Consider the following 12,577-nt stretch of genomic DNA (forward strand, 5'->3'; position numbering starts at 1 on the left):
GTGATTCAGCGCCCTTCCTGATTGGATTGGCCCGAGGAATGGTCCTGAGAGTTTGCGGCGTTGGATGCCGGCGGCGCGGGCGGCACGATCGGGGGGACGGGCGGGACCGGATAGGCCGGAGGCATGGAGGCCGGGTTATAGATGGTCTTCTCGGCGAGGATCATGATTCCAGCCACGATGATGAAGAGCGGCCAGCTTCTGCCCCAGGAGAGGATGTCGAAGGACGAGAGCAGGAACATGACCCCGACGAGGATGACCCAGATGGAGCCTCGGATGGCGGCGAAGAGACGCATCCGGTAGAGCGGGGTTCCGTCGTCGGCGAGGGTGGCGCCGGTGGCCGTCATCTTGTGAACAAAGAGCCAGACCCCGAGCCCGATGAGGAAGAAGGGGAACAGCCGGTGCATGGGGAAGCCGTGGAAGAGTCCTGTATTGCCGATGAGAAAGATTGCACCGAGCCCGATGAGCCAGATGGCTCCCGCGGGAAAGCGATTGCGCGGGTAAGACACATTGGGATCGAAGGCCGGGGGAGTGGCGACGTAAGGGGAACCGGCGTAGGGCGAGGTGTAAGGCGAGCCGGTGAAGCTGTCGGCGGGAGCGCCCCAGGCGGCAGCAGGCGGATAGGCGGCAGGCGGCGGGTAGGCCGCAGCAGGCGGCGGATAAGGCGCAGCCGCAGGCGGGGCTTCGGGAGCAGGGTAGACGGGAGGAGCGGCGGCTCCGGGGCCGGGCTGTGGAACCCAGGATTTATTGAAGCCGAGTCTCTCTCCGAGGTCGTTCAGACCGAAGGGGTTGGGCAGCGGGGTGTCGTCACGCCGGGCGCTGGCGGTCTGATAGGCCTCGAAGACCTGATAGAAGACCCAGCCGGCGATAAAGAGGCCGAAGATACCGTGTTCATCGGCGAGGCTGACCAGGACGGCGAAGACGACGAGGTGAACGATGCCTTTGGCGTACTGGCCGTTGTACATGGCCCCCACGCCCGGGATAAAGCCGAGCAGGGCAGCCAGGCCGGGATTCGGTGCTCCTGCTGCGGGAGGGGGCGGGATGGTGCCACTGACCGTGTAGCCAGTCGAGGGATCGGTGTAGTTGTAGCTACTTCCGGTGGTGAAGTTGACGCCACTGACGTTGCCCGATGCATAGCCGGCTCCGGCTGCGGGGGGCGGCTGAGTTCCGGCGAGCCGGGCTTCCAGGCAGGGCTCGCAGAAGACGGCGGTGCCTATGACGCGGGCGCACTCCTGGCAGAGAGGTTTGCCGCAGTTCTGGCAGAAGGCGCTTCGTTCACGCTCTGGATGATTGGCGCAGTTCATGCGTGTCCCCCTTGCTCGATTGGGTTTAAAACGGTGGGAGTGAAGACAACAAAGGTCTTTCGGGGCTCAGGGCAAGGTTCGGGGGAGGAACCGGGCCGGCTGAGGGAAGCGGTGAACGCAGGCGAGCGGTTGATGCCAAGGCTGCGGCTGCTTCCAGAGCGCTGCCGCGGATTGGATCGTTTCTGCTGGTTCTGCTGCTCCTGATTTTGATTTGGGCGCTGATCGCCAGAGGGACTGCTTGGAACGGGGGCCGGAGGAGCTGCCTGCTGAGGGGCCGGGGTGCTGGAATCGCTGTCGCGCTGCAGGTCGCGAACCCGCGATTCGAGCTCGTAGACGACGCGGAGATTGTCAATGGAACGAACGACCCGCGCGTTGGTGTCGTAGAAGGTGCGCCTGAGGCTGGAGGGCGTAAAGTCGCTGGCGCGCAGATTGGTGATGCGGACGCCGGTGAGATTCAGCGTGAGCGCGATGGAGAAGAAGGCCATGGCGGCCGTCATGGCCAGACGCGGCTGCGCCAGGGTGTGGCGCACGGCAGAGAGCCTGAAGGCTCCGGCGAGGCGCTGACGGAAGGGAAGAACCTTTGCCGTGGGATAGACGGCGCCGGGTACATAGGCCGGTGCAGTTGCCGGTTGCGGCACGGGATAGTCGAGCAGAGTGTTCTTCCGCTCGAGGGGCGAGGCGGGAAGCTCGGCGATGGGCCCGGTGGATGCGAGGATGCGGTCGAGCAGCGTCGCCGGGGGCTCAGGCAGAGAATCGTGGAGCTTCTCGAGGAGATTGAGGCCAAGCCGGGTGTCGATGAACATCCGGGAGCACTCGGGGCAGACTGCCAGATGACGGTCGAAGAGGGCCTGCTCTTCCACGGAGAGAGTGCGATCGAGCGCGTCGGTCAGCATCGCTTCGCACTGGGCGCAGTGGGCCGGGTCGGGCGACCGGGAGGGTTGGCTGTTACCGAACTGGTTGAACTGATTGAACTCCGCCACCTGAAACCACCTCTCTTTCTATCGTTACATCATCCGTTGTTTTTCTATACGTTGTAACAGTCTTGCAAGTTCCCCGCGACCACGACTGATGCGGCTTTTGACGGTCCCCTCGGGTATGCGGAGGACCTGAGCAATGTCTTTGTAATCCATATCTTCGAGGTCACGAAGGATGACAGCTTCGCGCAGCTCGGGTGAGAGCTGTTTGAGGGCTTCCTGAATGCGGGTCTTGAGCTCCAGACTGGCGAATTGCTGCTCCTGGGAGTCGCGCGTATCGGCGAGGCGATCGGCCATGGTGGGGCCATCCTCTTCGCCATCGAAGGTTGCGTCGAGAGAGTCGGAGGCGCGATCGAGCCGGGTACGGCGAAAGTGATCGACGAGAAGGTTGCGAGCAAGGGTGGTAATCCAGGTCTGGAAGCTTCCCTTATGGAGATCGAAGCTCGCGAGATTTCTATAGAGCTTGAGGAAGACATCCTGGGTGAGATCCTCGGCGTCGGAGGAAGACCCGGTAAACCGATAGCAGATGGCGTAGATTCGCCGGTGCTGGGAGACGACGAGCTGCTGCCATGCCTGGGCGTCGCCGGCGATACACTGCCGGACCAGTCGGGCTACAGCTTCCTGTGCGGCTTCCTGTTCCGGCGTGCGTTCCAACATGCCCTCAAATGGTTTTAGCGGTCGTACGAGTTTACCTCGTGAGCTGACCGGAGCCACAGGAATGGAGCCGGGGTTATCCGGCATGGAACGAGGGACGATGTGGTGGGGGAGCGTCGCGTGGGTGGTTCGGCCACTGGTGCGGCGGTTGACGGCCGGAAGCGCAATGGAAAGGACGCCCATGTGCTCTTATACGCAGGGGCGTCCCGGATGGTTCAGTGTCGTAATGTCATTCCCGGATCGGGAACTCGCTATTTGGGGGCAGTGATCACGCCACAGGCGATGCGGCCTCCGGCGTTGCCGGTGGGATCGGTCTTCATGTCGTCGGCCTTCTCGTGGACCATGATGGAGGTTCCGCCATTGGCGAAGATGGAGTCAGAGGCCGCGGGATCGACGGAGAGATAGTCGACGTGGAAGGTTGCGGATCCGGTGCCGTCGGCGGCGACGGTGATGTTCTGCGGCAGATCGCCGTTGTGGTGTCCCATGGGATTCTCGATGCCGTGCTTCTTCGCCGCGGGATTGAAGTGTCCTCCTGCGGTTTGGAAGGTGGGGGCATCGCAGGCGGCGTGCTCATGAATGTGGACGGCGTGCTCACCCGGAGGGAGGTTCTTGAGTTGGATCCGGATGGTGATCTTATTGTCCTTCGCGGGGACAAAGCTGGCGGTACCGGCATCCTGTCCAGTGCTGGTCTTCAGGGAGACGGTCGTGCCTTTAGACTTTGCCAGGGCGGGCACGGCGAGGAGGCTGATGACGATGGCTGCAGCGGTAAGGCGCATATGGTTTTTCTCCTACGGGATGTAGATGCTCGAAGACGCGTAGAGAGAAGGATAACCCACGAAGGGTGTTCGGCTTGTCGCGGCCTCGTCAACCGACGGAGGGCAGCTCGAGCTGCTCGGTGTGCAACTCATCGACCCAGGGGTGGAAGTGGGCCCGGCAGCGGGCTTCGTAGAAGCCGGTTGCGCCAACTACCACAAGCTCCTGGCTTTGCCCGAGGCGCTGGGTGTGGATGGCGGGAGCACCGCAGACCATGCAGACGGCGGAGAGTTTCGTGACCTCGTCGGCGATGGCCATCAGGTTGGGTACGGGGCCGAAGGGCTCTGCCGCGAAGGTGGTGTCCAGTCCCGCCATGACGACGCGCTTGCCAAGATGAACGAGCTCGACGGCGAGGGGGATGACGGCCTCGGAGAAGAACTGCACCTCGTCGATGCCGATGACCTCGACCTGGTCGAGCTGGGGAAAGAGAACGGCGCGAAGGTCTTCGACCGTGGTGACGGTAGAGGCATCATGGGTGTGAGAGCTGTGGCTGGCGATGGCCGTGCGGTGATAGCGGAGATCGATATCGGGCTTGTAGCAGGCGACGCGCTGACGGGCGATCCGGGCGCGCTTGAGGCGCCGGATGAGCTCTTCGGATTTTCCAGAGAACATGGGGCCGGTGATGATCTCGATGCGGCCGGGAGGAACTGTGGTCATTTGCCCCATGTTAAACGCCGGTGGCCGGCGAGCTTGTGGATTTTGGGGGTTATCACCGTGGATCGAGGAGTTACAGACGCTCTACGACGACGGCAGTTCCATAGGCGAGGACCTCGGTGACGCCCTGCATGAGCTCGTTGGCGTCGTAGCGGGCGGAGATGATGGCATTGGCTCCCCGCTCCGAGGCGTGTTGCATCATCATCACGAAGGCATCCTGCCGGGTCTTCTCGCATAGCTGAGAGAGAAGGGTGATGTTGCCGCCGAGTACGGTCTGAAGGCTGGCGCCGATGGTTCCGAAGATGGAGCGGGAACGGACCACGATTCCGCGAACCACGCCGATGTTTCTGACGATTCGATAGCCGGGCAGCTCGAGAGCAGTTGTGACCATGGAGACGTCGAGGATTGCGGGGGGCGGCGATGAGGACATAAGCGATGGCTTCCTTGAGAGCTGGATTCCTGCCCGCTGATTCTATGTCCCGCTGCGCAGCTGGTCGAGAAGTTTTGTCACTGCCCCGGAGTCGATGGTGTGAGCGGCGAGCGCAACTGCGGTGTTGATGTCGGGGGAGAGGTCGGCGGCGACCAGTACCGCGGCGGCGTTGAGGAGCACGATATCGCGGCGAGGGCCGGACTCGCCGGAGAAGATCGCGGTGAGGATGGCGGCGTTCTCGGCTGCGCTGCCGCCTACGAGAGTCTCCATGGGGGCGCGGGCGAGGCCAACGTCTTCGGGGGTGAGGGTGAAGAGGGTGACGACTCCGTTGCGGACCTCGGCGAGGTGAGTGGGACCGGAGATGGAGATCTCATCGAGGCCCCGGATGGTTCCATCGGGAAGTTCGGCGGTTCCGTGGACGACGAAGGCATGGCGGGTGCCGAGCAGCGCCATGGTTCTGGCGACCAGGGGAACGGCGTGCTGCGCATAGACCCCCATAACCTGCGCGGAGGCTCCAGCGGGATTGGTGAGGGGACCGAGAAGATTGAAGACGGTGCGAACGCCGAGGGCCCGGCGGACGGGCATGACGGCCTTCATGGCGGGATGGAGCGAGGGCGCGTGCAGAAAGGCGAACCGATGACGGCGCAGGGCTGCGGAGGCGTCTGCGGGGGCGAGATCGACTGGAATTCCGAGGGCCTCGAGGACGTCGGCGGAGCCGCATTGCGAGGTGATGGCGCGATTGCCGTGTTTTGCGACGGCGGCCCCGGCGGCGGCGGCGACCAGCGCAGAGGCGGTGGAGATGTTGAAGGTACGGCTGGCATCTCCGCCGGTGCCGCAGGTGTCGACGAGGAGAGCCTGCTCTTCGGGGTCGAGCGGCACCAGAGTGGCTGCGGCACGCATGACATCGACGAAGCCTGCGACCTCTTCGGGGGTCTCGCCGCGTGCGGCAAGGGCGCCGACGAGCGCGGCGATCTGGATCTCGGTGAGCTGCCCGGCGAGAATCTGCTGCATCAGCTCGCGGGCCGATTCGCGAGACAAGGTGGCACGATCCTCAATGAGGTGCCGGAGGTGGTGTTGGAGGGACATTGGTTAAAGCGTAGCAGGACGCGAGGGGGCCTTGAGTCGGGAAGGTTTTGCTCTCTCTCTTCAAGCGGTGTAATGTTCGGGTAGATTCTTGGTTGCGTTTTGTTGGCTGCCTTACGATGTCCTGATTTTTCTCCTTTCTCCGTGTTGCGGGCTCCTTGTTTTGTTTCCATCTCCCCTTTTGGGGTAGGAGAGAAGACGATGAAAGGGATCAAGAAGCTATCTCGACTTGCGTGTCTGGGAAGTATCGCTGTTGCAGGCACATGCATTCTGGAAGGCAATCCGGTCTCTGCTGCAGGGCAGGGAGCGCAGGAACCGGTTAAAAACAGCTATCTTCCCGTTACCGATGCGGAGACCTTTGCCACGATCCACAGCCGCATGGTGGCGGCCAAGCCGGGCATCATGAAGCGCCAGATGGATCTGCTGGACGAACGCTACGATCTGAGCGACCGTCCGGCGAGAGGCGTGGTCATGGACCGGTCGAAGCCGGTGCAGGAAGGCGTGAGGGTGAAGCTGCCTTCCGGGGTGACCTGGGAGACGCTTTCGAATGAGGCCCCGGAGCAGATTCGTGACAGGGGTGTTTTTCCTAAGGGATTTCTACCGCTGCCGCATGCGAATCATCCAGAGGGCGGCATGGTGTTTCCGAAGTTCGAGATCGACGAGGTGAACAAGCAGGAGGCGCGCGATCTGACGCGGTTCGACCTCGATTTCGATATCCCGGAGCGGTTTCTGGCCGAGTTTCCTCCAGCCATTTTTCTGACGACGCGGCCGGACCTGGGGGATGTTTCGCAGGGCAAGCTGATAACGATCGATAACTTTTATGACGTCTTCAGCGGGGTCCTGAACCCAAAGCAGCTGGAAGGCTTGCGGCTGCTGCTGACGCCGTTTCCGCAGCAGCAGTTTAACCAGACAGTGGACCGGCGCTCGGATAAGCCCAGCCGCGGCGTGGCGTGTTTCGACTGCCATGCCAACGGCGGGACGAATGGCGCGTTCCACCTGGTTGGAGATATCCGGCCCCAGGAGTTTCGCCACCGGATTGAGACGCCGGTGCTGCGCGGGGTGAATATTCAACGGCTGTTCGGCTCGCAGCGTGCGTTGAAGACGGTGGAGGACTTCACGGAGTTCGAACAGAGAGCGGCGTACTTCGATGGCGATCCGGTGATCGCGACCAAGAAGGGCGTCAATGTGCTGGAGCGCGGCAGCCAGGTTCACTTCATGTCGGAGTTTCAGGAGATTCTGGACTTTCCTCCGGCGCCGAAGCTGAAGTGGGATGGCAAGCTGGATTCGAAGCTCGCTACGCCCGCCGAACTGCATGGAGAACAGGTCTTCTTCGGCAAGGGCCAGTGCGCGATCTGCCACACGGGACCGTATTTTACCGACAACCTGATGCACGACCTTCACGCGGAGCGTTTCTACAAGCAGCACGTGGAGAATGGCATGATGATGGCGCACGACGGCGCGATCAAGACGTTTCCGTTGCGGGGGATCAAGGACACGCCGCCTTATCTTCACGATGGAAGATTGCTGACCCTGGACGATACGGTGGAGTACTTCAACCTGGTGCTGGGGACGAAGCTGACCGAGGCGGAGAAGAAGGATCTGGTGGCCTTTCTGCGTGCCTTATAGGCGACGAGATGTCTGAACAACAGGAACATTGAAAAGAGAAAAACCCGCTCTGTATGGAGCGGGTTTTCATTGACATCGCAGTGTAAGAACGATCGGTGCGGCGAGCGTCACTTATTTTGTTATGATGCGCTCGTTTGTTATGACGCGCTCGCGTCCAACAATCGGGTCGGCAGAGGTAGGGCTGGGGAGCGGGGCCGCTTCCGACAGGTTGCCGAAGGTCTCACGGCCACCGGTCTTGTCGGCTGACGATTCTCCTGTTGACGCGATATCGCGGGCTCCGGTGGCCTTGAGGCTGGCTTTGGCCATATCGACCTGCTCAGAGGTGTCGCAGTGAACCGATAGCAGGGTTCCGCCATCTTTGACGGCTCCTTCATATCGTTTCGCTTCGTACTCCGGAATGCCCATGCCGACGAGCGCTCCGACGATACCGCCTACGGCGCCACCGACCCCGACACCGGCAAGAGTTGCCATGATGGGACCCGCTGCGATGAGCGGACCAACTCCAGGGATTGCGAGCGCGCCGATACCGGCGAGCAGGCCGAGTGTGCCGCCGACGACTCCCCCGGTGGTTGCGCCTGTGGCCGTGCCCTCGGGAGCTTTCGTGCTCTTTTCGTGGGCGAAGGCGCGGGTGCTCTCATCGTCAGGGAGAAGGACTGAGATAGCAGAGTTTGTGAAGCCTTTGCTGATCAGATGATCGACGGCTGCCTCTGCCGTGCCTGGTGTAGCGTAGATTCCGAATACTGCGGTATTTTTGCTGGACATCATGTGACTCCTTGCTGCTAATCTGCAGCGCGATTTGGGACGTACGTTTGAAGCGTGGCCATCGATCTACTGTTTGACAGTGATTTTGTCGGTGACCTTGTCGGCAGAGACGACGCTGGAGGCATAAGACATTACCTTCTGCTTCTCGTCTTCCGAGTTGACTGGACCCTTAAGGGTGACGGTGCCGTTCTTAGTGATGATCTTCACGTTATGGGCATAGGTCGACAGGCCTTTGTCGGCCATGATCGATTTACGGATTTGAGCGGTGGTGTCGAGATCGGCCTTAGCGTTGGTCTGATCATCGGCAGTTTTGGACTGGTTTTGGTTTTGTGTGGAATTGTCCGGGGCGGTTTGTGTCGGGGTGGTCTGCGCGAGCGAGTGCGGAGAGTTTGCAGCCCCAAGAAAGCACAGGAATGCGGTCGCAGCTAAAGCTGCGGGGGTGAAACGATTCGAAATCATGAGGAGATTGCCTTTCCGGAAAACGAATGTTCCGAACTGCCGGGCCGCCGATCGAGCGGGAATGACTTGCTCGGTCCCGTTGTCGCAGTTAGTAGCTGTGATGAAGACGCTGGTGGAGGAGTTGTCCCACGGGTGAATGGACGGAAGAGGCAAAGAGGAGTGCGGGTTAATTCGTAAGCTGGAAGAATGGAGCGAAGTAATGCTGCGCGAACGATTACCGCACCGTTGTTCGTATTTCGCGTTGCGGGTGGTTGCCGGGGTTCGCTACACTTCTCGCGCGGGTGGAGTTCAGAAGACATCTATGAAAATTCACGAGTATCAGGCAAAAGAGATTCTGCGGAAGTATGGTGTGCCGGTTCCGGGCGGCGAGATGGTTCAGACGCTGGAAGAGGCGGACAGGGCCGCCAAGGACCTTCTCGATAAGGGCAATGCGGTGGTGGTGGTGAAGGCACAGATTCATGCCGGAGGCCGCGGCAAGGGCGGTGGCGTGAAGGTGGTGAAGTCGCTTGCGGACGCATCGACGGCTTCGAAGGCGATCCTGGGGATGCAGCTGGTGACGCACCAGACCGGGTCGCTGGGCCAGAAGGTGCAACGACTGCTGATCGAAGAGGGCTCGGCGATCGACCGCGAGCTTTATCTCGGGATCGTGCTGGACCGCGCGGCGGCGAGGCTGGTCTTCATGGCATCGCAGGCGGGTGGCATGGAGATCGAGGAGGTCGCGCACGCGACGCCCGAGAAAATTTACAAGGAATACATCGACCCGGCGATCGGGCTGCAGCCGTACCAGGCGCGCAAGCTGGCGTTCAAGCTGGGTCTGAAGTCGACGCAGATCGGGCAGGCGACTGCATTCATGCTCGGTCTGTATAAGGCGTTTGTGGAGACAGATTCGACGCTGATGGAGATCAATCCCTTTATCACGACGAAGGACGACAAGTTGCTGGCGCTGGATTGCAAGATCAACTTCGACGACAACGCGATGTTCCGGCACAAGGACCTGAAGGAGCTGCGCGATCTGGCGGAGGAAGATCCGCTTGAGGTGGAAGCGAGCAAGTTTGCGCTGAACTACATCAAGCTGGACGGCAACATCGCCTGCATGGTGAATGGCGCGGGGCTTGCGATGGCGACGATGGACATCATCGAATACGCCGGTGGCAAGGCGGCGAACTTCCTCGATGTGGGCGGCGGCGCGAATCAGGAGCAGATTGAGAATGCGTTTGGGATTCTGCTGAGCGATCCGAACGTGAAGGCGATCTTCATTAATATCTTCGGCGGCATTCTGCGGGTGGACGTGCTGGCGACGGCAGTTGTGGCCGCTGCGAAGAAGCTGAATGTGCAGTTGCCGATTATTCTGCGCCTCGAAGGGACGAACGTCGAAGAGGGACGGAAGATTCTCGCGGAGTCGGGCTTGAAGTTTGAGGTGGGTACAACAATGAAAGAGGCGGCAGACCTCGCCGTCGCAGCCGCGAAAGGTGGTAAGTAATGGCAGTTCTGGTCGACAAGAATACGCGGCTGATTGTGCAGGGAATCACGGGGCGCGAGGGCACCTTCCACGCGAAGGGCTGCGCCGAGTACGGTACCAAGGTTGTGGGTGGAGTTACGCCGGGCAAGGGTGGAACGACGCATGAGGGCTGGCCGGTCTTCAACACGGTGGAAGAGGCGGTGAAGGAGACCGGGGCGAATGCGACGGTGATCTTCGTGCCTCCGCCGTTTGCGGCAGACGGCATTCTCGAAGCTGCTGCGGCAGAGGTGCCGTTGGTGATCTGCATCACCGAAGGCATTCCCGTGCTCGACATGGTGAAGACCTGGGAGGTCGTGAAGCAGTCGAAGTCGCGGCTGATCGGACCGAACTGCCCGGGCGTGATCTCACCGGGCAAAGCAAAGATCGGAATCATGCCGGGTCGCATTCACAAGGAAGGCAGCGTGGGCATCGTGTCGAAGTCCGGGACGCTGACCTACGAGGCGGTGTACCAGCTGACGACGCGCGGCATCGGGCAATCGACGGCGATCGGTATCGGTGGCGACCCGATTATCGGGACCACCCACATCGATGCGCTGAAGCTGCTCAACGAGGATCCGGAGACCGAGGCGATCATCATGATCGGCGAGATCGGTGGTTCGGCGGAAGAGGCAGCTGCAAAGTACATCAAGGAAAATGTGAAGAAGCCGGTGGTCGGTTTCATCGCCGGGCAGACGGCTCCTCCAGGACGACGTATGGGCCATGCGGGAGCGATCATCTCGGGGGGCGAGGGAACGGCCGCGGAGAAGATGAAGGCGATGACCGAGGCGGGCATTACGGTGGTGAAATCGCCGGCCGAGATCGGTGAGGCCATGGCGAAGGTGCTGGGCAGGGCGTAGCTTTCCTTCCACGAAGCTTTCAGGAGGGACCGGCGGTAGAACTGCAGGTCCCCCCACTTCGCTTAGACACTTTCGTGGGGTTGAGGCGGTCCATGTGCCGCAAGGCGTAGAACCGCAGATATCTCCACTTCGCTTCGCTCGGGGATGCAATTTCGTGGGTGGGCAGCGGTAGGTTGGCGCCTGTCTGGGGAGCGGTGCGCTTTCAGGGGTGATTTATCGCTGTTGGCGCCGGTAGAACAGTCCGGCGGCCAGAAAGACCATCGCCACCAGGAATGCCAGTTGGGCGTGCTGCATGGAGTGGAGGCGGAGGCTGATGATGCCATCCACGAGCCACGCGACGAAGCCGGCAAACCAGATCCATGCGTAATTCCGCATACGGCTATGATGCACCATCGCTGCGAGGACGCACCATCTTTCACGAGACTTTTGACGAGTGTGTTTTACACTGGTCGAAAGCAGGAAAACAGCAAGGGAGAACTACGTTGTCACAGCGCACATTCAGCATCATCAAGCCCGACGCGGTCAAAAAAGGACACGCCGGCGCTATTCTGGCCGAAATTGAGAAGGCCGGATTCAAGATTGTTTCGATTAAGAAGGTTTCGATCTCCAAGGCGCAGGCCGAGGGCTTTTATTACGTTCACAAGGAACGTCCGTTCTTCGGTGAATTGACCGAGTTTATGTCGAGCGGTCCGATCTTCCCGATGGTGCTCGAGAAGGACAATGCCATTGCCGATCTGCGCAAGCTGATGGGCGCGACCAACCCGGCCCAGGCCGAAGAGGGAACCATCCGCAAGAAGTTCGCGGCTTCCATCGGTGAGAATGCGATCCACGGATCGGATGCCGAGGAGACTGCGGCGTTCGAGATTGGATACTTCTTTGCGGGTTATGAGCTGAAGTAGTTTCGAATCACCAGCAAGAAAAGGGCGGTTTCGCCGGGGGGAGATCTACCCCGGCGAAATCGCCCTTTGTTTCATTTGGGTGGAACCTGAAGCGGTTTGCGGAAGTGGATACAGCGGTCGACGACCTCAAAACCAAGAGCTTCATGTGCCTTTTGGGAGGTGGTCTCGTCGATCCATGTATCGGAGGCCATTTCTTTGCAGCCCTGGGTGCGGGACCACTCCTCGGCAGCGAGCATCAGTGCCTTCCCGATGCCGCGTCGGCGGGAGGTCTCGAAGACAAGCCATCCCTCAACAAAACCAACGGGATGCTTCGGATCGCAGCCGTCCGCATGAGAACGCAAACCCACCTGCAAGAAGCCCGCGAGCCTGCCGGCGTCGTCCTGGGCAACAAAGATCGTCGCCGGCAGAGTTCCGCACATTTGAGTTTTGAGGAGATGGGTAATCTCGGCGCGATGCTCATTTTCAGTCGCTTCGGGCCAAAGGACAGCACACATGGTTGCAATCTCTGCGGCATCGCTCAAAAGGGCATCTCGGACTGACGGATCGGACATAGTGGATGAAAGATCC

At 60.9% G+C, this 12,577-nt stretch carries 15 protein-coding genes; 4 read left to right on the forward strand and 11 right to left on the reverse strand.

The genetic code is table 11. The annotated features are described in order from the left end of the window. Positions 1-5: 5 nt before the first annotated feature. From BDD14_RS19345 to trpD, 7 genes are all read right to left on the reverse strand, one after another. A complete protein-coding gene (locus tag BDD14_RS19345) occupies positions 6-1,301 on the reverse strand; it encodes a LiaI-LiaF-like domain-containing protein (RefSeq protein ID WP_130420337.1) in 1,296 nt (431 codons plus the stop codon). Further along, on the reverse strand, positions 1,298-2,281 hold the full coding sequence (locus BDD14_RS19350; RefSeq protein WP_130420339.1) for an anti-sigma factor family protein: 984 nt from the start codon (positions 2,279-2,281) through the stop codon (positions 1,298-1,300). Before BDD14_RS19350 ends, BDD14_RS19345 begins: the two co-directional genes overlap by 4 nt. Before the next feature lie 24 nt (positions 2,282-2,305). Continuing rightward, entirely contained in the window at positions 2,306-3,112 is an 807-nt protein-coding gene (locus BDD14_RS19355; protein ID WP_130420341.1) for an RNA polymerase sigma factor, read from the reverse strand. A 68-nt stretch (positions 3,113-3,180) separates the two neighbouring features. Further along, positions 3,181-3,705 (reverse strand): superoxide dismutase family protein, encoded by a 525-nt coding sequence (locus BDD14_RS19360; protein WP_130420343.1) that lies wholly within the window; start codon positions 3,703-3,705, stop codon positions 3,181-3,183. 88 nt (positions 3,706-3,793) lie between these two features. After that, the gene (locus tag BDD14_RS19365) at positions 3,794-4,399 is read right to left on the reverse strand and encodes a thymidine kinase (protein ID WP_130420345.1); all 606 of its coding nucleotides are present in this window, start codon (positions 4,397-4,399) and stop codon (positions 3,794-3,796) included. Between the two features lie 70 nt (positions 4,400-4,469). After that, positions 4,470-4,826, reverse strand: coding sequence for a YbjQ family protein (locus tag BDD14_RS19370; RefSeq protein ID WP_165420164.1), 357 nt, complete (start codon positions 4,824-4,826; stop codon positions 4,470-4,472). A gap of 42 nt (positions 4,827-4,868) precedes the next feature. Further along, positions 4,869-5,912, reverse strand: coding sequence for an anthranilate phosphoribosyltransferase (trpD, locus tag BDD14_RS19375; RefSeq protein WP_130420347.1), 1,044 nt, complete (start codon positions 5,910-5,912; stop codon positions 4,869-4,871). 198 nt (positions 5,913-6,110) lie between these two features. Between trpD and BDD14_RS19380 the strand changes: the two genes are divergently transcribed. Then, positions 6,111-7,535 (forward strand): hypothetical protein, encoded by a 1,425-nt coding sequence (locus BDD14_RS19380; RefSeq protein WP_207231780.1) that lies wholly within the window; start codon positions 6,111-6,113, stop codon positions 7,533-7,535. Positions 7,536-7,646: 111 nt separating this feature from the next. On the opposite strand, the gene BDD14_RS19385 is transcribed toward BDD14_RS19380, so the two are convergent. After that, positions 7,647-8,300 carry a DUF3341 domain-containing protein gene (locus BDD14_RS19385; protein ID WP_242618069.1) on the reverse strand — a complete coding sequence of 218 codons (654 nt, stop codon included), beginning with the start codon at positions 8,298-8,300 and terminating at the stop codon, positions 7,647-7,649. A gap of 63 nt (positions 8,301-8,363) precedes the next feature. Further along, positions 8,364-8,756 carry a BON domain-containing protein gene (locus BDD14_RS19390; RefSeq protein WP_130420349.1) on the reverse strand — a complete coding sequence of 131 codons (393 nt, stop codon included), beginning with the start codon at positions 8,754-8,756 and terminating at the stop codon, positions 8,364-8,366. Between the two features lie 301 nt (positions 8,757-9,057). Between BDD14_RS19390 and sucC the strand changes: the two genes are divergently transcribed. After that, entirely contained in the window at positions 9,058-10,236 is a 1,179-nt protein-coding gene (gene sucC / locus BDD14_RS19395; protein WP_130420351.1) for an ADP-forming succinate--CoA ligase subunit beta, read from the forward strand. After that, a complete protein-coding gene (sucD, locus tag BDD14_RS19400; RefSeq protein ID WP_130420353.1) occupies positions 10,236-11,111 on the forward strand; it encodes a succinate--CoA ligase subunit alpha in 876 nt (291 codons plus the stop codon). Before sucC ends, sucD begins: the two co-directional genes overlap by 1 nt. Positions 11,112-11,324: 213 nt before the next feature. Here sucD and BDD14_RS31960 read toward each other — a convergent pair whose 3' ends face one another. Then, positions 11,325-11,486, reverse strand: a complete 162-nt coding sequence (locus tag BDD14_RS31960; protein WP_165420165.1) for a hypothetical protein — start codon at positions 11,484-11,486, stop codon at positions 11,325-11,327. Between the two features lie 107 nt (positions 11,487-11,593). On the opposite strand from BDD14_RS31960, the gene ndk reads away from it, so the two are divergent. Then, complete coding sequence (gene ndk, locus BDD14_RS19405; RefSeq protein ID WP_130420355.1) at positions 11,594-12,010, forward strand: nucleoside-diphosphate kinase; 417 nt, start codon at positions 11,594-11,596, stop codon at positions 12,008-12,010. 71 nt (positions 12,011-12,081) lie between these two features. On the opposite strand, the gene BDD14_RS19410 is transcribed toward ndk, so the two are convergent. Then, the gene (locus BDD14_RS19410; RefSeq protein ID WP_130420357.1) at positions 12,082-12,561 is read right to left on the reverse strand and encodes a GNAT family N-acetyltransferase; all 480 of its coding nucleotides are present in this window, start codon (positions 12,559-12,561) and stop codon (positions 12,082-12,084) included. Positions 12,562-12,577 lie beyond the last annotated feature (16 nt).

This window comes from Edaphobacter modestus, assembly GCF_004217555.1.
Lineage (GTDB): Bacteria > Acidobacteriota > Terriglobia > Terriglobales > Acidobacteriaceae > Edaphobacter > Edaphobacter modestus.